Consider the following 19,130-nt stretch of genomic DNA (forward strand, 5'->3'; position numbering starts at 1 on the left):
GCCTGCCGACGCAGCGTGCGAGTGAAGTCGATCAGTTGCTGCCGCATAGGTGGCAGCCGGTTTAATCACGCAAGGCGTGATGGCCGGACGCATACTGAAGACGAATTCGAAGTACCAACGAGTTAACTACTAACTATGTCGTCATTGAAAACCGAAGTTTTCATCGAGACCTTTGCGAGCGATGTCTAGACAGCTCTGCACGAGGTCAAGAGTAAACTCAAGATGTTGATCAGTTGGGCCAGTGATCAGTCCGACTTGATCGTCCGTGATGTGAAAAGAAGAGTCCATCGACCTGAATGTGGCGTGACTTGCTGCTACTGATAGGCCGCGGTAAAGGGTGTCGTAAATGTGCATAAGCCCGGCGACGCGGGCGGCATCATGTGTTGAAAATCCAGGGCCGTTACCGTCTCCTCGACGAATAACTTCAGTTAAGTCAGCTATGTTTTGCTCAGTCAGCCCTTTGTCCGATAGAGAGTCGATCATCGCCTTGGCTTGCTTTTTCTCGTCCATGTCACATTGTCGAGACATCCTTGAAAAGACCGATGGATCATTGATCAACGCTATGCCATGAAACAAGGTTTCCGCCGCCGACCGCGTGACGGTTTGAGCGTCAATAACAAGCCCGCGCTCACACAAGATTACTGCGGCCTGACAACTTCTGATTGTCCGATGTAGAAAAACCAATGCAGCCAACATGTGTGGCTCTTGCTGGTCAAAATCTGCCGCCATCATCGAGCGTTGCGCAAGATCAGATGCGGACTCAGCGCCCTCAAAAGACTTTGCATAGATCGCTCTGAAGTTCTCTTTCACCAATTCCATTGAGGGGGACAAGAAGCCCTTGAGATTCAGGGCGTTATTCAATTCGGCCAAGTCCATTCTGCGTTCCCTCTTTTCCCAAAGTCACTTCTGGCCTGCTTAAACAAATGGAGCCGACTCCATGCAGGCCTACATAAATATCCCAACCAAACCCAAAACGCCATCACCGGTCACGGAGGGCGGCACCTTAGTTTGCTTTACCTTTCATGGCGGTAATCAATCCAATAACGCCACGCTCGTTGAGCGATATCGCACAGGTCGTGTGTTGCGCCGTCCTTGTCTGTGTAAATCCAGCAAGGCAGCTGATGGATGCCTGCCTCATCATGCTCAGTCCGGTTTCTAGTGCTGAATCTTTGAGGCTGCGTCTTTGGATGTTTCACATCGTTAGTCAGCTGTCGGCACACATCGAGAGCGGTCCCAGCGTCCTTGTCCAAAGCCTTTACCAACCTGATCACCTCACCTGGGCTATTGGCACCGCGCAGCTTGGCAGCTTTGTCCGTCATATGGTTGAGAAAGAAAATCGCGGTAACGAGTCGTCGGTAGATAAACATAAATCTCCCGATGTTGACTGGAATATCCGCTTGGTATTCAAACCAAAACTCTTCAAAAGCGGGCCCCGCTAGCTCCTTGAAATATCCACGAAGATCGCTGAGTTCAATTGTACCCACGGATTTCTCCATCCGGCTCCATGCCGGTAACCCGTAATACCCCAACCCAAACTAAATTGCTACTGCGCGCAGCACCGCGGCGGTTAGCGGCGCGGAACGTGCTGATCCACTCGCTCCCCGCTGCTCGTGTCGACAATGATCATGTCCCACCAAGTATTACTGGGAGCGGTTGTAAGCTTGTATGTGCGGCCTGCGACAAGATTAACGTCGCGGATCTTCCGATCCAAAGACTTGGTAGTGCCTACCCAGTACCTCAGCTCCAGTCGATGTCGACCTGCTGTAAGCCGGTACTCTGTTTGGGTACCGAGCGCAAAATTGGTTTTCCGTCCATCTACGCTTGCAATGAACAGTGTCTTGTCGGTTAGGCCAATAAGCGCAATGTCGGAGTCAGGCATCCCTTCTGCTTCCTTTTCGGTGTAGGAGATGCAGCCGCTGAAGACGACGCTGACCAAAGCCATTCCCAATAATCGTAACGCCCGAGCTTGCGACAAACCTGCCTCCAGATCCATGTGGAATAAGCGCTGTATTCAATCTCAACCAACACCAAATTGCCACCACCGGTCACGGAGGGCGGCGCCTGACTGGAAATCAACTATGACCCCTTCCCACCAGATACTGGTCGGCGACTGCATCGACATGATGCGGACCTTGCCCGACCGGTCAGTGCAGTGCTGCGTCACCAGCCCGCCCTACTATGGGTTGCGAGACTACGGGGTCGATGGACAGATTGGCCTGGAGGAAACGCCGGCCGACTTCATCGCCCGCGTTGTCGAAGTGGTCCGGGGGGTGCGGCGAGTACTCCGCGACGACGGTACCGCATGGGTGAACATGGGTGACAGCTACGCATCTGGTGGTCGCGGTGGTGGCGGCTCATTTATGGCTGAGCGCGGCGACGGGGCGTGGCAGGGCAAGGGGCAGGCAACGGGCTGGAGATCAGCGCCGGCAGGATTAAAACATAAGGACCTGATGGGTATGCCGTGGCGCTTGGCCTTCGCCCTGCAGGATGATGGCTGGTATCTGCGCCAGGACATCATCTGGCACAAGCCGAACCCAATGCCCGAATCAACCAGAGACCGCTGCACCAAGGCTCACGAATATTTGTTTCTGCTGAGCAAGTCGCCTCGTTACTACTACGACCAGGCCTCAATCCGAGAGCCCGCCATCGGCGGACAAACCGAAGCAGCGATGCAGTTTGGGAGAAACGGGCCGAGCGGCGAGCATGTCATCCCAGGGCAGCGGTTCGCCCAGCACCGGCCGGGGCGGCCCGCGCCAACGCCTGTTACTGACACCAGGAACAAGCGGAGAGTGTGGACGGTGGCCACAGCCGGCTATCAGGGGGCTCACTTCGCCACGTTCCCGCCCGACCTGATCCGTCCATGCATCCTGGCCGGGGCGCCGCGTGGCGGGGTTGTGCTGGATCCGTTCGGAGGCGCGGGCACCACGGCTGTGGTTGCGATGCAGGAAGGACGGAGGTCGATCCTATCAGAGCTGAACCCAGAATATGCCGCGATGGCTGAGCGCCGGATAGCGGCGGCCTGGCTCGACGGTGCAGCTCAGATGGATGTTTTTCATGATGCGGCGCCCGCGACCTGAGCGAACCTTATTTGTCCCGCCTGTTCGGAAAGCCATCGCAGATAAGCCTTTGCCCAACGATAGCGGCGCATGCAGAGTGAAAGAATAGGGACTTGATGAAACCATCACTGGCATAGCCGTCGTAGCCAACCCCTGCCCCGTTGATCTCCTCGCCGCATTCAAAACAAATAGTCTCCTTCGTCAACGGTGCAAAAGCCTTCGAGTCTGCTGGCAGATTTCTGTAATAACTCACAAAACCTCCTTGATCCGACCCCATGCCGGACCGAATACAAATAGCTCACTTAAACGAATCTCGCCAGCCTGAGCTTTTGGAGCCGGAAAACTTCATCCGAAAGGTGCTTCGTCATTGTAGATCTCATGCCAGTCAGGAAAAGGAGCGGCTTTCTGCGCTGCATACATTAGGCTGGGAAGGGCCATGGTAAGAAAATCACGGGCGGAAATTATCGAATTACCCCATCGTTCTCGATAGAAATCTTTACTCACCTGGGAAATATTGTTCCACTCTTCACCCTCCCTCTCGACAGAAGCTATAACGCCTTCAACTTCGCCCATTGCCCTGGAAAGATAATTTGCAATAGAAATATCAATGGCAATGATTCGCTCAATGTCTTGCATCGTCATGCGATCAAAATAAATATGCAAACGCTTAACCCGCTCTCTTATATCTGAAATTGACTCAGGTGCATCTAGGTTATCGAAGTAAACCCACCCGCTCAGGTCCGCTAGTTGACTATTTAATGCTTCAGCTATGGGCCACAGACGTGCGGCGACAAGAGATGATCTCTCTTTATTTTCAGAACGCAGCCTACGCTCCGCCGACCTTGCTAGATACAGCGATACTACAACTGCACCTAAGGTTCCGATTGCAGAGAACGCTTCCCACGTTAGTTCAAGTTTAAAAATTACAACTGGCGAAATTCTGAAAAACAAGCCACCACATACGAACAGCAGTAAACACCCCAGCCATACCACCCAGTCCCGACTCATGACGCGCCCCCCTGTAGATGCCGGAACTATACCGGCGAGGATACCCATGTTCACAGCAATCGATTTGTTCGCCGGTCTCGGCGGATGGTCCACAGGTGCCCGCGATGCCGGCGCACAGGTTCTTTGGGCTGCCAACCATTGGCCGGCCGCGGTGGAATGGCACACGGCCAACCATCCCGAAACCCAACATATTTGCCAGGACCTGCACCAAGCTGACTGGTCGCAGGTGCCGAAGCATGACTTGATGCTGGCCTCCCCGTGCTGCCAGGGCCACACAAAGGCTTGTGGCCGAAACAACAGCAACCCGAAGCACGACAACTCCCGGTCGACGGCATGGTCACCAGTTTCGAACGCCGAAGTGAACCGACCAGAGTTTGCCATCATCGAAAATGTGCCGGAGTTCATGGACTGGGTCCTGTACCCAGCCTGGGCCTATGCGATGCAGCGCCTTGGCTATCTGCCCGAACATCTCCAGGTTCATGCGGTGCGCTTCACGATTCGGGTTCGCGCAATCAAGCAGGCGGGTTTCGTTGACACCCATGCGCTTCGCCAGCGCGGTACCGCCGCCCGCCTTCACTTCGCGATGCAGGGTCCGTTCGAATTCTTCCATTGCGAAAACCTCTCTTCTTCTCGCGTGGCAGTCCGCCACTACTTCCACGATGATTTGCTTACCAAAACGAATCACGGAAAACTCCATGACCGACCAATCGGAACTCCAAGGTGAGATTGCTGCCCTCTCCTGCCTCATCGTTGCCCTGGGGTCCATCCTTCCGCTGTCTTGTCAAATAAGGCTTTCCCCTGCATTCGAATCTCAATGCGAGGAGGTGCGACAGCGACTGAAGCCCGAGGAGCTGCTGGGTTTTGATAGGGCGGCGCTCTCGCTAAGATCAACGCGCCAAATCGCCCCTAAGCAGCGCCGCGCAGAACCTTATGGGCCAGATCAACGAGATCGGGCCGGAGGCCGGCAATAGTGATCTATCCTCCTGAAGCATCCTGAAGGCGCTCAGCAAGCTCCGCAGAGGCTTTGCGATGGCCGCCTGCTAACTGCCAAAGGTGGCCCACAGTTGTCTTCGCGGCGGCCGCGACGTCTTGGCGTCGATCATTCGCAGCGTTAGCGAGCAAGTCGCGCAGATGGTCATTCATGGAATTCTCCTTACACACGGAAGAAATTTAGCCTAGGGCTAATTTTAGAGCAAGGAAATAATTTAGCTATGAGCACATTTAGCAATAAGCTAAACGCTGGCATTCTTGCGCGCATGGATATTTATGAAATTCGTAAACGCAACCTGGTGAAGCTGATAGGCAACCAGAGGAAGGGAGCTTGCGCAGAGCGCTGGGGGATGGCTCCTGCGCATCTCAGCCAGATTCTCTCCGACAAGACAGCCAAGAACCTTGGCGACGACGTAGCTCGCCGAATCGAAAGCGTCGAAGGATTACCTAGGGGATGGTTTGATTCCGTGCCTTTAAGCGACGCAATCGCTGTCACCGAATTGAACGGATTCGAGCCAGCAACGTTGGGGGTAAAGGAAACCGCTGTTTTATCTGCTGCTGACCTCGTTAAACAAATGCCTGCAAAGCAAGGTAGCGGCTTGTCGGATCAGGCTCGCCACCGATTGCTGGCAGCGGCCGAAGCTGACGATGGCGGCGGCACGATCGAATTGGACTACTACCGCCCGGGCGTCGTCGGGGATGAGGTTTGGATCGCGCATTACGACGTGCGTGCGGCGATGGGCGGCGGCCAGATCCCGCACGACTATCCGGAGATGCTCCAGGATGTACGCGTCAGCCCGCAGCACCTGCGCGAGATGGGCGTCGAGTTCAAGGAACACTTCCACCTCAAGATCGTGACTGGCTGGGGCCAGTCCATGGCGCCGACGATCAAGCACCGCGATCCGCTACTGGTCGACATCAGCATCCGCGAGTTCGTCGGGGACGGGATCTACATGTTCTCTTGGGACGGCCACCTTTACATCAAGCGGCTCCAGTGGTTGGGCGATGACCAGCTGAGCATGATCTCTGATAACGCTCTGCATCCAGCAAGAACGATCCGCGCCGAGGACACCTACATCCAGGCCCGGGTGCTGCTGGTGTGGAATGCGCACCTTGTTTAAAGCCGCTGAGCAATTGGCATACTTAAGAGGATTCCATGTCTGACAATGAGAAAAAAGTCCATAAGTTCTCTACGACGATGGATGATTTTGTGCGTTTTTTGGTTGCAAAGACCGACGATGCAAAGTGTCCTGGATGTGGATCAAAGAGCTGGACCATCATAGGGTCAGATGAAACAGAAATGGCGTATCGGTTGACCTCTACAATGAGGGACGGGGCCAAACCTACGTATCTCAATGTCTTCGGGATATATTGCAACGAGTGCGGACTGATAAGGCATCACCTTGCAAGGAAGGTTAAGGCTTGGGCCAACGAAAATCCCGAGCAGGAACAGCTGGAGCTAGATGAGATCTCCGAAGATGACCTCGAGTAGATTTGAAACTCCGCAGCACGTACAGGAGTCTTTTGAGAAGGTAACCCCAATGTTTAGCAGGCCGTCACGGAGCGATACGATCTGGGCTGATGACAAGCCGTCAACTGCGGGAGATACTGAAGTCATGAACGACATAACTCGCGAAGAATTCAATGCCAAGCTCGAAACCATCGAAGCACGAATGGACGCTCGAGTAGAATCTGTGTCCTCGAAAATTGACGCATTCCTCGCCACTCAGTCGGCTGTGCAAATCGAGCGCGACAAAGCTCAGGCGGAGCGCGACAAAAGATTTGAGGCGCTTGCTGAGAGAGCCACGAAAGCTGCGGAGGGAGCTGAAGAAGCGGCTAAGCAAGCGGCTACCGTTAAAGCCAACTACTGGGCTGCTGTAGTGGTTCAGCTGCTTGCAGTAGTAGCGATTCTGGTCGGGGCCTACTACGCGAACCAAGCCAATGTCCTTTCGGCCGTTTCCACAACTGTTTCGGTTTTCCAGGCCGGGCAGGAACAAGGCAAGCCCGCCGATCCACCGGCTCAGCCAGCAGCTAAATAGTTCTCTCCCTCCAGCCTTGAGGCCCGGCCCCTGCGCCGGGCTTTTCTTTGTCTGTCAGAAAGGCGCCGCCTCCTCTGCCCTTTCAAGTACCTCAACCGGCCGATCCTCCTCGGCGCACGCCTCCCACCTCAGCGTCACCGTCCCATCGTCGTTATACGCCATGTCGATGCCGTCCGTTTCGGATAACAGTCCCATCACCTCCGCCCACTCCCTGTCACCGTCGCTGTCCAGGCGATGAATCGTCACCCAGCGCTGAATCTGCGCGACCGGGTGATTGATCATATTGGAGAGCAGTCGCCGCACTGGCTGCAGAACGCGATTGACCTCGCGCTGATCACCGCGCAGCGCCGCACTGACATCTTGAACATGCGATTCGATGGCGTTCGGGAAGGTTTTCTGTATGTTGTACAGCAGAAGACGGCCAAGGCCAGCGACGCAGCTTGGATCCGCTTCAAAGTGACAGAGGAACTCCAGGCAGTGATCAGCCGGTGCCGGGATGACATCGTCTCGCCTTACCTGATCCACCGCCGGCCCGACCGCAAAAAGCAGAAACAGGCGCAGACGAAGGACCACTGGACGCAGGTCGAAGAACGATATTTGACGCGAGCCTTCAAGGAGGCTCGGGAAGCGGCGGGTTGTTACAAGGGGTGGAAGGAAGAGGAAATGCCAGGCTTCCACGAAGTGCGGGCGCTGTCGCTCCACCTGTACCAGAAAGCAGGCAAAGACGGCCAGAAGATCGCCGGCCATGCCAGCGAGACCATGACCAAAAACTACCAAAAGGACCACGCCGACATCGTCTGGTCAGAGGCGATTCCGGACCTAAATATCAGTGAAATCACCGGGTAGTTTTGCGCCAGTTTTGCGCGGGTTTTGCGCAGGCACAAAAAAGCCGATCTAGCTGATCGGCTTAACTGTCTGATTCTACTCAGGAATAATGGTCGGGACGGAGTGATTCGAACACTCGACCCCTAGCACCCCATGCTTGAAAATGGGTTTAAAACCCAGCATTTGCTGGTTCTTCTCATGGCGCTCGCTGCAAACGGTGCACAACAGAGCAGAACAGGAAATAGCGAATCCCCGAAAAAGTCCCCACACCATTTTTGGCCCATCCCCGGCGTTCTGCCGACCGTTCACTCCCCCAAACCCACAGCTCGTCGCCTCACCCTCGTCCGACTTGTTACGCCTCGATTACTGTATATCCAAACAGCATCTATTGAGGCGTTACCCGTGGACCCGCTAGACATTGAAGACACCGACGATTGGTTGGGCTGCCCTACCCCTCTGGAAATGTACAAGCATTCTTGCCTCATGCTTGAGAACGAGGTCCAGGAGCTGGCCACTCAGCTACGCAAAGCGCGCCAGGACATTTTCGGCTTGATACAGATGCATGCCGCTGAAGCCAAGGAATGCGCGAAGCTTCGTGCCGAGCTGAAGGCGGTGAACAAAACTCTAAGTGAGCATTACCTGGAACACACGACCTTAATGAACTCGGCGAGGTCGAAGATAATGGGCCAGAGCACCCTGATTGCCGAGCTATACCACCGACTGAAGGCATTCGAGGGAGACCGCCTTCCCGATCACATACTCGGGCAATGAATCCGGCTGAGAATTTGAGGGGATTTTATGTGCGGTCGGCTCTCGCAATACACCGGCATCCACGACTTCGTCGCAGTGCTGGCCATGTGGCCCGGGGCTTATGTCGCTACCCTGGGTGATCAACCGTTGGAGCGGTACAACTGCGCGCCGTCGCAGCAGCTCGCCCTCTTCCACCAGGAGGGTGAAAGCTTGCACGCTGACCTGGTGCGCTGGGGCTGGCGTCCGCACTGGGCAAAAGACAGAGTCGCCCCAATCAACGCCCGGGTCGAGAAAGTCGCCCACGGGCCCTTCTACCGCCCGATCTGGCCGAACCGCGCCATAGCCCCGATCAACAACTGGTTCGAGTGGGTCGATGAAGGCAGACCAAAGAAGCAACCCTACCTGATCCGCCGACGAGACCGGGCGCCGATCTTCTGCGCGGCCATCGGCCAGTTTCCCACCGGGGACCGTGAACCGCTCGAGCACGACGGCTTCGTCATCATCACCGCCGACAGTGCGGGCGGCATGGTTGACATCCACGACCGCCGGCCGGTGGTCCTGACGCCGGAACTTGCCCGCGAATGGCTGGACCCTGCCACACCAAAGGAGCGCGCCGAGCAAATGGTCCTTCACCAGGGCGAGCCGGCCGAGGCCTTCGAGTGGTTCAAGGTCGACCGGGCCGTGGGCAACGTTCGCAACCAGGGGCCCGAACTGATACGCCCTATTGAGAATTCAATTCCCTGACATACGCTTGGCAGGCGGCCAGCTTGATCAGTCCTTTGTCGCCGTCGTCGGTGATGGCGATAATTCGTTGAGCATGCGCTGGGTCAAGTTGGGCTCTTGCCTTTCCATGAACCACGCCGCCGGCGTTGGCGGTGGCAGGCACTGCGCTGCAACTGGCTGGATCCTTGAGGAGGACTGACAGCCGCAAATCAGAAGTGGCAAGGCGATCGCGCAGGCGAGCCTGATTTGTTTGAGCATCGCTCAGTTCCTTGTAGTGGGTTTGGTCGCTGGCCGACAGTCGCTGCTCCAGCGCGAGGCGTTTGTCCTGCTCGGCTCGGGCCTGGCTGGCGGCTGCGTTGTTGATTGCGGTGAGGTCATCCTTGTGTAGGCCGGCCTGCTCTGCCAACTGCTTCCCGTAACGCCAGTCCTGGACCTTCCACGCTGCGCCGAATGCCAGCAGCAAAGCCACCAGTACGCCGACGGTCCAAGCCTTCACGCCCAAGGGGTTCATGGCACGTCCTTGAAGAACAGGTGATTGCCCAGGCGCAGGGTCTGGGTAGCTTTGGCCGCCCAGGCCGGCGCCTTCGGCATGGTCGTGGCGTAGTAGTGGGTCGCGCCCTTGGTCATGTCCGGCTCGGTACCGGCGATAACCAGATCTGCCGCCCGCTGAGCCTGCTCGAACTGCTTCGGCGGGATCGGCTTCGCGCCGCTCAGGTACGGATAGCTCGGGTCGTTCTTGTTCCAGCAACTGAACTGGTACGGCGCCTGGCACACACCAGCATACCCCTCGCCCCACCAGGACTTTGCCCGGCCATCTTCCACCCGGTTGCGGATGGCCCAGGCCACGGCGATCTGGCCGGCCAGCCCTTCGCCGCGGGCCTCACCCCACAGCGTGCGGGCCAGGATGTCGCGATCCTTTTCGGATACGGTCATTGCTTTTCTCCAGGCAAAAAAAATCCCGCTCAATGGCGGGTTTCGTTGGTTGATCTAAATAACGTTATTAGAGCTTGGCAAATACAGCAGGTAGGAAGAATGCAAAAGGGTTTGAAGACCCGACCGTTAATGCATAAAGATTTCCTCCAGAGAAATCCCACCAACAATAAAGCTGCCTGCTTTGCACTCCATCATCAAGCATAGGCATGCCAAAAGTATTGATCAGCATAAACTCACCAACAGGGAAATTGAACGCAACTCGATAATAGTTCCTCGGTAGCCCAGGCCCCGTATAGTCGGTCTTTATATAGGTCCAATTTTGAAACGTTCGTGTAAATCTCGCATAAGGCGTGCCGCTATCAAAAAGCAGCTTCGAATTACTATCCCACAGCCTCATACCAAAATCAGCCAAGGCCGTCGCTGCAAATCCGCAGGCAAAATAGGACCCGTTGGGCTGCAACGTGTTTACGTCATAGGCCCGAACATAAAAGCCGGTCCAGGCTCCAGGAGACCCGATCACACGCATCTGGCACAAACCAGCTATACCACTGCTGCCCGACGGCCTTATAAATACAAGTGGTGGCTCTTGGCTCGTTATCGTTCTAGGAAATGTGGTTGCCGATCCAAGTCCAGACTCTTGGTTAGGGACATATACACCCTTCGCAAGCACTACCAGCCGCGTGAACTCCGAGTCAACAGTTACGACATCGCTACTGTTTGTGTACTGTAAGCCATATGACATCATGAGAACCTTATCACAATAAGTCGCATTGTTGTTCCGGTGGTATTACTGTATTGCTCGCGCCCTCTTATATAGCTATATACGCGGACAGCATCTGTCAAAACTTGTGTTTCAAGCTGTTTGTCAGAGCTCACATTGTAGTTTCCAATAGGCACAACAAATGCCGTGCCATTGGTAGGAGTCAACCCAGGGACTGAGATAGTTTGATAAGCAATTGAGTTCGAGCCTTTGACTACTCCGCTATATACAACTCGCATCGTGAATGAGGTTTCATCGAGCGTTACGTTTCCACTTTCATCCCAGATTTTCAGCCCATAACTCATGCCGATAGATCTCCGAGCTGCACCCGTTTAACACCGTTTTCGTCAAAGACCTTGATGGCGCGATTGGTCATGGTCAGCCGGCCACCTCCCGGCGCTGGCCCGTTAAACTCGAGATTCCCTGCCTTGTCCAGGCGCCAGCCCTGCACGCCTGCGACGTAGTTGTCGGATTGCAGGTATTGTCCGATCTTCAGCATGCTGATGCTGCCGTCACGGATGAAGGCCGTATCGATATACGCCGCTCCGCCTTGAATCACGAACGGATAGAACACGTTGGTTGTGTTTGGATCGACCACTGCGAACCGGCTGGCCGCGATCAGCACCTGGCTCGTGATAATCCCCTCGTCGTTCTCAACACCAATACCGATGCCGGCCAGGTAGGGCTTGCCGTCAACGGTGAGCTGGGTCTTGATGCTGTACATCGCCGCCAGCTCGGTCTTGAGTGCGTCGATCTCAATCTGAGCACCACCTCCGGAATCGATCTTTGCAAGCAGGTGTTGGCTCAGCTGGGTCTCCGTGATCTGGTCGTTCAGGTAATCCAGAATTGGGCCCGCGTCGGCCGACGATTGTCCGAAGACAGGTCCGAAGAACGAACCCACGTTGCCGATTCGATCAACCAGGCGAGCCCAGAAGAAGAAGGTCTTACCGGCCGCCAACCCCATGATCGTGAGATCAGTTTGCGGATAGGCATAGTCCCCGAACTTGATCGCGCTGCTGAGCTGGTTGGTTTCGCCGTACCAGATCTCTGTCCGCTGCAGATCGGCAGTGTTCAACTCCTGCGGGATGCCCCACTTGAGCTTGATGCCGAACACAATCGAGCCAGCGGTGAACGTGGACACCACCGGCGGCGGAGTTGTCTTTCCGTTCAACACAGTTTCCTCTGACGTCGCGAAAATCGACCCGATGTCGAGCGAGTTGATCGCCCGAACCTTGGCAACGTAGCGGCCGGCATAAATGCCGCTCACCTCGATTGAAGTGGTCCCAGTGCGTCCCGCGAAGATCCAATCGCCATCGTCCTTGCGCCAGTAGGCCTCGAAGGCAATCGCCGCTTCTGGCTTCTCCCATGCGATTGTCATGACGCTGACCGCGCTGCCCTGGTCCACGAAATGGTCATTGCTGACCGTCACATTGGTAGGCGGCTTTTGGACGCTTGGAGGAATCACGGTGATTGGCGGCCGCTCGATTCGGCTGCCGTTGTCGATGGCGTCATATTTGCTCGAGTTGTGCCGAACAGCGCTGATGGCGAACTTGATGTCCGTATCCGAAAAATCCTCAACTACCGACATGACCCGAAACTGCTGAACAGCCAGCGTTGGCGAGTCGATGGCCCACATGGAGTGTTTCGGCGGAAGGTCGTCGAGCTCTGCGCTCAGCACTACCTGTTGAACCTCGGATGGAAAGCCCGTGGTATCGAAAGTCAGATTTCCGTTGTCCCAGGTGATGCCGGTACTGTCCCAGGTCAGCGGGTAACCCACGGATTGAATAGAGCGGGACACGGCCTTGCCGTTGGGCATGATCAAGGTGATGGTGTCGCCTGGAAAGGCGGTTACATCAGCGTCAAGAACCAGCGTGTCCAAGGTGGCAGAACGGAGGCGGCCACCAATACGCCGGCCGGCCCGATCATTGTCAGCGATGCGGATAATTTGCCCGGGGCGGGCCAGGGTTCCGTCCAGACCAACAGAAAACCCAACGCTTTCAGTTTCCAGGCGGTTGGTGAGCAAGGCCCATTTGCCAATCCTCTGTGCCTGGGCCTGAGACGTGCAGCCCGTTGCGGTGATCTCGGTTTGCTGAATGCCGTAGCGGGTTATTCCGGCTTGGTCGTCCACATACTCGACTTTCTGGCGGTAAAAGTCGGCCGGGTCGTTCCAGCTCACCAGGGCGACGGTGTAGCGTGTCTTCTTGGCCGACCCGGTGTATCCAAACTTTCCGTCGATGACGTTGGCGTTCGAATAGGTGTAAACCGGATCCTCCGGAATATCGGCCACCGCCACCACAGACCCAGCAGCCCAGTACGACATCCCCCGAAAAGTAGTAGCCAGGTCCTGGAGCACACGCAGCGCATCGGCGCGCACGGACAGATAGAGATTGCAGGTGAAGCGCGGCTCTGTGCCCCCTTTACCATCTGGAACAGGTTGATCGCAGTACTGCCCGATTCGGTACAGCTCCCACTTGTCCACCTGGGCAGCATTGAGCAGATGGCCGAGGCCATATCGGTAGTGCAACAAAAGGTCGTAGAAGATCCAGGCGGGATTATCTGTCCAGGCGGTCTTGAAGCTGCCGTCCCAAACGCCGGTATAGGTCCGGGTTTCAGGATCGTAGTTGCTCGGCACCTTGATAATCCGGCCGAACAGGTCGAACGCCCGGGTAGGAATCGACTGGAACTGCGAGGCATCGAATTGCAGGCCTACGATGGCCGATCCTGGATATCGCAGCTTCGCATCAATGATCTCCGTAATGGCGTCGACATTGGTGGTATCAGAAATCGCGCCACTGGATGAGTTGGCAGTCAACCGCACGACTCGCACGGTCCATCCGCTGATTGCATCAGGAAGGTCCACACGGTGCGAGCGCTCGTACTTCGTCGAGGTCTTGCCGCTGAAGGCCGCAGTCAGTACAGGAACGAATGGCCCACCGTCCGTGGACAAGTCGATCCGGTAGCGGACGGTGTAGCCATTGGTATCGCCGTTGGTGGTGTTGGTCTGCGCCAAGCGTGGCACCGAGAGTCGCACGCGTACTGCCGACAGCTGCAAGTTGCTGATCGCCCGCACCCATGGCTGGTCGGAGCGCAACTCAACACCAATCCCGATCTCACTTTCCACCGCGGGGAAGCCGGGAATATGCTGCTGGTCCTGGCTACCGGTGCGCACGTCCAGGGTCACGCCACTGAAGTTCAGGCTTCCATCAGCGTTTGTCAGCGGCGTCTCGTCGAGGAATACCGAGCGCATCCCATTGACTAGGCCCAGAATCTCGCCTTCGCTGACCAGATCGAGAATCCGCGCAAAAGCGGTGCTTTGCAGATTGTCCGGCGCCTCAACAGACGGGCGCGGTTTCGACTCTCCGCCCTTGCTGCCGGCGATAGCTAAATTGATCATGGCTTTCCTACAGGCGAAAAAAAGCCCGCTCAGTGGCGGGCCGCGTGGCGAGGGTGAGTTACATCTGGTCTTCGGAATAGATTCCGGCGCTGACAACGGCACTGCCGACTATCATGCGGCCGTAGAGCAACGGCACGCAGCCACCCTGAACGCTGGTGTTGACGGCACCGTTGAAGCTGTAGCTGGGCCTGTTGTTGGGACTGTCCTGGGTACCCAGGCCTTTGGCCTGGGGGCTGAGCATCTGGATCACGCCACCTGCGGCTAACGCGACGCCCACTGGCGCCAAAAACTGTAGACCCGGGATAAAGGACGCCGCGATCAGAACCGCGCCTACGATAGTTTGCAAAAGACCGGCCCGCTTCGACCCCGCGAGGATCGGGACAATACGTATTACCTCTCGCCCGGTTGGTTTCTCCAGATCCTCTTCTTTCACGTTTTCTGTGCCGTTGAAAATGGCGTATCGAAGCCCTTTGCCGTGGCTTTCCATCATATGTCGCTCAAAGCCTGGAAACTGCTTGAAGTAACCCAGTACGTCTCTGAATCCCGCGCCTGTAGTCATACGGTGACGGCGCCCAAACTGGCGACCAAGGGAGCCAGATAACAACACCGTTTGCATTTTTTCAGAAGCTTGATTCATGTTTTCTCCAAGGCGTAAAAAAGCCGCCCGTAGGCGGCTTGTCGTGTTGCGGTTACAGGCAGTCTTTAACAGCTCGCTCCATATCGCTTCGCCCATAGCCATAAGCCCAGGCCATGCGCTGATAAAGCTTTACCATGCTCCCCTTCGATGCTTTGCGAATGCTCAGCAATTCATCGGTCATGTTGTTGCTCGCCGCAATCAGCCGGTATCCATGCTCTGTCTCTGACATCGACACATCACTACGAGCGTTCTGCCATCTCGGAAATACGCAGAGGGCGTAGCGCTTTGGATCCTTAGCGGTGCTGACCGAAATGCTTGGATCTTTCGACTCCAAGTCACCAGGTGATACACACCCAGCCAGCAACGCCACAGCGAACGCCCCAATCAAAATCCGCATACCCTTCGCTCCGTGTAGTTTGTGCAGACGATAGCATTTTGATCATGGCTTGGCGTCCCGGTGACGCCAGTAGCCGACTGTGACCTCCGACCAATAGCCGCCGTATACATCCCGCTTGCTATCGCGGCTGTAAAGATGGTGCAGGATCGAGCCCGGCGCCGGGTAGTGCTCGGGCTCGGTCTTCAGCACACCGTCGGCCAGGTACACGCCTGCATGGTTCGGTACCGGCGATCGGATCTGCATGAGGACGATATCGCCATGCTGTGGTGCGGATACCCTCTCGAAGCCGGCGGCGGGAAGGTTCTCCAAATACAGGTTACCGCCCTTATCCCACCAGCCGTCCTCGCGCTCGTAGTTACCCAGGTCGATCCCCATCTCACGGCGGTAAAAGTCCAAGATGATGCTGAGGCAGTCATGCACACCGTGGGCGAACTTGCGGCCGATCAGGGGCGCCTGATATCCGACCGGTGCAAAGCTCACCATTTCGCCGGCCCGCACCACTCCGTCGTCTCCCTTTCGCACCTCAAGGATGTGCCAGGGCAGACCGGAGGCTTCACACGAAACACGGTCTGCCTCGCTCGGCATGGCAGGGTAATCCGGGTGGCTGTGCACAACGGCCAGCACCTGGCCGCGGTCCTCGGCGGCGGCGTAATCCTCCGGTGCCAGACGAAAATGCTCGCTGGGCGTCGAGGCTGTGTTTCGGCACGGCACGTACACTTCTTTGCGCCCTTCGCGCACCAATAGACCGCAAGCCTCGCGCGGATATTCGGCCAGCGCATGGACTTCAACTGCAGCTCTGTTTGACTTGTTCATGGGGTGACTCGCTGAGGCGTTATTGCCGTAACAGGCCGGCGGCAGGGTATGAGCCGTAAGGCAGTGGGTTGTTCTCACCGAAGCGAAGCTTGCAGCTGGTCAGGCGACCACCGCATTTATCTTTGGCGGCGTCAGTGACGATTACATCATTCTCGTCCGCCACCGGCGGCCCGTTGTAGCCACAGTAAGGCCCACGGTACCCACCGCACGACAGCCACCAGCAGACGTTTGCTACGATCTGCCGTCGTGGCAGTTGCACACCTGCGAAGTCCAGCGCGGTAGCCAGTTCGAACTGAACGATCTGGTTGTCATCCGAGGCTTTGCGCTCGACGTACCAGATGTCTGGAGGCAGCTCTTCGTCTGGATCGGCTTCGGGCTGGCCGTCCAAATACTTGCCCAGGGTGCGATGGCGAATCAACTTCGCACCGACCAGATCCTCGAAGTAGAGCACCAAGGCTGTGATGAAGCCGCCAACGTTGCCCACGGAAAGCGTGGGGGTAGGCTGGGCGCCCTGCCCTGTCATCTCGAAGCCCTCGGCCTTGATCGGCCATGGCGAATACTCCTGGCCCTGCCAAAAGATCGAGGACTGCTGCGGATAGCCATGGAACCGGTACAGCTCCGCACCAAGCATGGTGGCATCAAGCTCGAAAAGCTCCACCCACGCGCCTGGCTCCAGGGTCTGGATATCAGCCGTGATCGGCATGGAATTTCCTCAGATAAAACACCCTTGCAGGGTGTCGGTGTTCAAAAGGGAATCAGGTCGGTTGAACCGGCCTCTTGGTGGCATCAGGGAAATCCGGATTTGCCTCGTTCCACGCCCGAAGCGCAATGCGATAGTCCCTCCATTGGCGAGAGGTGCCAGGCCGCGCTGAGGGGTCTTCGTCCTCCAGCATCACCAACTGCTCGGCGATGACGACCATTTCCGCCTCCACCCAGGAGGCCTCGCGTGCCGCGGCGATACGCTGTCGGGTTGCCTCGGAAATAACCCACAACCCTGTATCAGACGCCGTGTAAAGCAAGGTATCTTCTCCATCAGGACGCTGGCCGGTCATCTGAATCCAGCCATCCGGACAGTCCCCGCCAACTTGCTGGAAATTGCTGCCAACTTCAGCGTAAACGTTCAATGTCATGCGTGTACCCTCCATACTTTCAAACGACAAGTAGCAGAGGACAGCCCTGTGGCTGTCTGCCCGAAGGGGTCACCACTAGCGTTGGACGTATAACTAACTCGCGTTGCTCCCGTCTGAACGACCAAGGTGTTTAAGTCTAGTTGCGAGCCCTTGGTGCCATAGCCACCCGAGCTGTAGAACCAGCCCGCATCGCCCCACTTGCCTCCTATGAGGATTTCGGCGAGTACGATCACCTCATGGCCGGGAAACGGGTTGGCTACGGTATATCGGGTATTGATTGTAATTGTCGCGGGAGCAGCTTCCGTCCCACCGTTCGGATAGGCATAAGCAAATCCCACGGTCGCGTCAGTGATCGTCAATCTCCAGTCGCTCCAGACAGCGACGTATCTTGATCTCACATACTGCTCACCGGTGTTGTACACGGTGTAGGTCTGAGTGGTGATAGCACTCCCGAGCTGCACGCCCACAAGGGATCCTGCAGCTGCGACCGGGTAGTTCAGGACAAGACTCGCGTTAGCATTAGCCTGCTGCATATAAAACCCGGTGGCTTGAATGTTGTTCAAGTCAGTTCCGGCAGGAAGATTGATAGCCGTGTTTATACCTAGCGCCGCTTGAGCAGCAGCAAGCGATTTGGCTCCTGTCCCACCTTGCGCAATCGATAGAGCCGTAGTTAATCCGGACAGGGACGTGATATCTCCGTTGGCTCCGTTCGTAGCTTTATTGCCGAGAGTGGCTAGTGCATCACTGATTTGGCGCTGTAGTTTTCCTATAGCGGCGAGAATACTGTCCGTCGCCGCAACTACAGCCGGATTCGTCGTAACAAGGCCGGCGAGGACGCTCGCAACGGTGCGGGCATTCGTCCAGTACTTATTGACGCTGCCTTCCGGCACCGCGTCCGTAGAGCCGGGTGAAGCGGAAAGCTGGATGTACTGGGAACCGCTCCAACGGTACTGACTGTTGGTGTTGATGGCGACGTAGATCTTGCCCGTCTCGCCTGTGACAGGAAATGCGGCGGCGCTGGCGAACTCCAGCACGTCGTCCACATAGCTCGGCAACTGGCTGGCCGGCACGACACCGCTGCTGTCCAGAGTCGCCACTCCATCTGGCTGCCCCTTCTGGGTTGCTGGAATAGCGGCGTCAGCCTTGGCCTGGGCACTACTCGCTTGAGCACCTGCATCGGCCGCACTTCCTGCTGCGGCGTCTGCTGTTGCCTGTGCCGTAAGGGTGCGCTGGTCAAGCTCCGCGAAATTGGCATTGATGACCTGCCCGCCTGAGCGCAGATTCTGACCGGCACCGTCATTCTCCGAGGCGCCAAGGTTGAGTGAGACAATACTCATGGGTGGAATGCCTGTTCAAAGGTTGCCGACAGCCTGTAGACGTTTCCGCCGGCGTGCCGAGGTTGGTATTCGTTACACCGCATCAGCAGGACCTCTCCGAAAGGTTCGGCCCAACTGAAGGCCGTGGCGCCCTTATGGGCATCGAGAAACGCCTTGATCTCTACGATCCGAGCCTTTGGCCCGGTGAACGTCAGCGGCCATGACTGGGTTTTGTTGTTGATCCCGTCCTCTGCGACCTGCTCGTACCCGTCACCGAACTTTGCAGACTTGACGCGGAAGCTCACGGTGCCGGAAGGCTCCTTGTCCGGAACCCAGGTGAAGGTCTCCATCACCAAACG

Annotated in this window: 22 protein-coding genes and 2 pseudogenes; 8 read left to right on the top strand and 16 right to left on the bottom strand. The window is 56.7% G+C overall.

Annotation, left to right across the window (positions count from 1 at the left end):
• Positions 1–141: 141 nt before the first annotated feature.
• From FBX99_RS27350 to FBX99_RS27360, 3 genes are all read right to left on the bottom strand, one after another.
• Positions 142–876 carry a DUF5677 domain-containing protein gene (locus tag FBX99_RS27350; protein ID WP_145133555.1) on the bottom strand — a complete coding sequence of 245 codons (735 nt, stop codon included), beginning with the start codon at positions 874–876 and terminating at the stop codon, positions 142–144.
• A gap of 137 nt (positions 877–1,013) precedes the next feature.
• Entirely contained in the window at positions 1,014–1,484 is a 471-nt protein-coding gene (locus tag FBX99_RS27355; protein WP_145133557.1) for a hypothetical protein, read from the bottom strand.
• 83 nt (positions 1,485–1,567) lie between these two features.
• Positions 1,568–1,993: a hypothetical protein gene (locus FBX99_RS27360; protein WP_145133559.1), complete on the bottom strand. Its 426-nt coding sequence runs from the start codon at positions 1,991–1,993 to the stop codon at positions 1,568–1,570.
• An 85-nt stretch (positions 1,994–2,078) separates the two neighbouring features.
• Here FBX99_RS27360 and FBX99_RS27365 point away from each other — a divergent pair, with 85 nt between their 5' ends.
• Positions 2,079–3,077, top strand: coding sequence for a site-specific DNA-methyltransferase (locus tag FBX99_RS27365; protein WP_145133561.1), 999 nt, complete (start codon positions 2,079–2,081; stop codon positions 3,075–3,077).
• A 324-nt stretch (positions 3,078–3,401) separates the two neighbouring features.
• Here FBX99_RS27365 and FBX99_RS27370 read toward each other — a convergent pair whose 3' ends face one another.
• Positions 3,402–4,064 carry a hypothetical protein gene (locus FBX99_RS27370; protein ID WP_145133563.1) on the bottom strand — a complete coding sequence of 221 codons (663 nt, stop codon included), beginning with the start codon at positions 4,062–4,064 and terminating at the stop codon, positions 3,402–3,404.
• 46 nt (positions 4,065–4,110) lie between these two features.
• On the opposite strand from FBX99_RS27370, the pseudogene FBX99_RS27375 reads away from it, so the two are divergent.
• The 4 genes and pseudogenes from FBX99_RS27375 to FBX99_RS27395 all read left to right on the top strand — a co-directional run.
• Positions 4,111–4,521 (top strand): annotated as a pseudogene (locus tag FBX99_RS27375) (DNA cytosine methyltransferase); the annotation flags it as partial.
• 799 nt (positions 4,522–5,320) lie between these two features.
• Complete coding sequence (locus FBX99_RS27385; RefSeq protein WP_145133637.1) at positions 5,321–6,175, top strand: S24 family peptidase; 855 nt, start codon at positions 5,321–5,323, stop codon at positions 6,173–6,175.
• Between the two features lie 35 nt (positions 6,176–6,210).
• A complete protein-coding gene (locus FBX99_RS27390) occupies positions 6,211–6,546 on the top strand; it encodes a hypothetical protein (RefSeq protein ID WP_145133565.1) in 336 nt (111 codons plus the stop codon).
• A 124-nt stretch (positions 6,547–6,670) separates the two neighbouring features.
• Positions 6,671–7,093 carry a hypothetical protein gene (locus FBX99_RS27395; protein ID WP_145133567.1) on the top strand — a complete coding sequence of 141 codons (423 nt, stop codon included), beginning with the start codon at positions 6,671–6,673 and terminating at the stop codon, positions 7,091–7,093.
• 54 nt (positions 7,094–7,147) lie between these two features.
• Here the strand turns inward: FBX99_RS27395 and FBX99_RS27400 are convergent, their stop codons facing one another.
• On the bottom strand, positions 7,148–7,375 hold the full coding sequence (locus FBX99_RS27400; protein ID WP_145133569.1) for a DUF1654 domain-containing protein: 228 nt from the start codon (positions 7,373–7,375) through the stop codon (positions 7,148–7,150).
• Here FBX99_RS27400 and FBX99_RS27405 point away from each other — a divergent pair.
• From FBX99_RS27405 to FBX99_RS27415, 3 genes and pseudogenes are all read left to right on the top strand, one after another.
• Positions 7,376–7,939 (top strand): annotated as a pseudogene (locus FBX99_RS27405) (tyrosine-type recombinase/integrase); the annotation flags it as partial.
• A 381-nt stretch (positions 7,940–8,320) separates the two neighbouring features.
• Entirely contained in the window at positions 8,321–8,689 is a 369-nt protein-coding gene (locus tag FBX99_RS27410; protein ID WP_145133571.1) for a hypothetical protein, read from the top strand.
• Between the two features lie 27 nt (positions 8,690–8,716).
• Entirely contained in the window at positions 8,717–9,412 is a 696-nt protein-coding gene (locus tag FBX99_RS27415; protein WP_145133573.1) for an SOS response-associated peptidase family protein, read from the top strand.
• Here FBX99_RS27415 and FBX99_RS27420 read toward each other — a convergent pair.
• From FBX99_RS27420 to FBX99_RS27475, 11 genes are all read right to left on the bottom strand, one after another.
• Positions 9,390–9,902 carry a lysis system i-spanin subunit Rz gene (locus tag FBX99_RS27420; protein WP_145133576.1) on the bottom strand — a complete coding sequence of 171 codons (513 nt, stop codon included), beginning with the start codon at positions 9,900–9,902 and terminating at the stop codon, positions 9,390–9,392. The two genes, FBX99_RS27415 and FBX99_RS27420, sit on opposite strands and share 23 nt — an antisense overlap.
• Entirely contained in the window at positions 9,899–10,324 is a 426-nt protein-coding gene (locus FBX99_RS27425) for a cell wall hydrolase (RefSeq protein WP_145133578.1), read from the bottom strand. Before FBX99_RS27425 ends, FBX99_RS27420 begins: the two co-directional genes overlap by 4 nt.
• A 67-nt stretch (positions 10,325–10,391) precedes the next feature.
• Positions 10,392–11,066, bottom strand: a complete 675-nt coding sequence (locus tag FBX99_RS27430; RefSeq protein ID WP_145133580.1) for a hypothetical protein — start codon at positions 11,064–11,066, stop codon at positions 10,392–10,394.
• A gap of 319 nt (positions 11,067–11,385) precedes the next feature.
• The gene (locus tag FBX99_RS27440) at positions 11,386–14,478 is read right to left on the bottom strand and encodes a host specificity protein J (RefSeq protein WP_145133583.1); all 3,093 of its coding nucleotides are present in this window, start codon (positions 14,476–14,478) and stop codon (positions 11,386–11,388) included.
• Positions 14,479–14,536: 58 nt separating this feature from the next.
• Positions 14,537–15,115, bottom strand: a complete 579-nt coding sequence (locus FBX99_RS27445) for a tail assembly protein (RefSeq protein ID WP_145133585.1) — start codon at positions 15,113–15,115, stop codon at positions 14,537–14,539.
• Positions 15,116–15,167: 52 nt separating this feature from the next.
• Entirely contained in the window at positions 15,168–15,512 is a 345-nt protein-coding gene (locus FBX99_RS27450) for a hypothetical protein (RefSeq protein WP_145133587.1), read from the bottom strand.
• 42 nt (positions 15,513–15,554) lie between these two features.
• A complete protein-coding gene (locus FBX99_RS27455) occupies positions 15,555–16,325 on the bottom strand; it encodes a C40 family peptidase (RefSeq protein ID WP_145133589.1) in 771 nt (256 codons plus the stop codon).
• A 19-nt stretch (positions 16,326–16,344) separates the two neighbouring features.
• Complete coding sequence (locus FBX99_RS27460) at positions 16,345–17,028, bottom strand: phage minor tail protein L (RefSeq protein WP_145133590.1); 684 nt, start codon at positions 17,026–17,028, stop codon at positions 16,345–16,347.
• Between the two features lie 52 nt (positions 17,029–17,080).
• Positions 17,081–17,455: a hypothetical protein gene (locus FBX99_RS27465; protein ID WP_145133593.1), complete on the bottom strand. Its 375-nt coding sequence runs from the start codon at positions 17,453–17,455 to the stop codon at positions 17,081–17,083.
• On the bottom strand, positions 17,452–18,792 hold the full coding sequence (locus tag FBX99_RS27470) for a pyocin knob domain-containing protein (protein ID WP_145133595.1): 1,341 nt from the start codon (positions 18,790–18,792) through the stop codon (positions 17,452–17,454). The genes FBX99_RS27465 and FBX99_RS27470 overlap by 4 nt, the downstream gene beginning before the upstream one ends.
• Complete coding sequence (locus tag FBX99_RS27475; RefSeq protein WP_145133639.1) at positions 18,789–19,127, bottom strand: phage tail protein; 339 nt, start codon at positions 19,125–19,127, stop codon at positions 18,789–18,791. Before FBX99_RS27475 ends, FBX99_RS27470 begins: the two co-directional genes overlap by 4 nt.
• Positions 19,128–19,130: the final 3 nt, after the last annotated feature.

The sequence above is a fragment of the Pseudomonas sp. SJZ074 genome (genome assembly GCF_007828215.1).
GTDB lineage: Bacteria > Pseudomonadota > Gammaproteobacteria > Pseudomonadales > Pseudomonadaceae > Aquipseudomonas.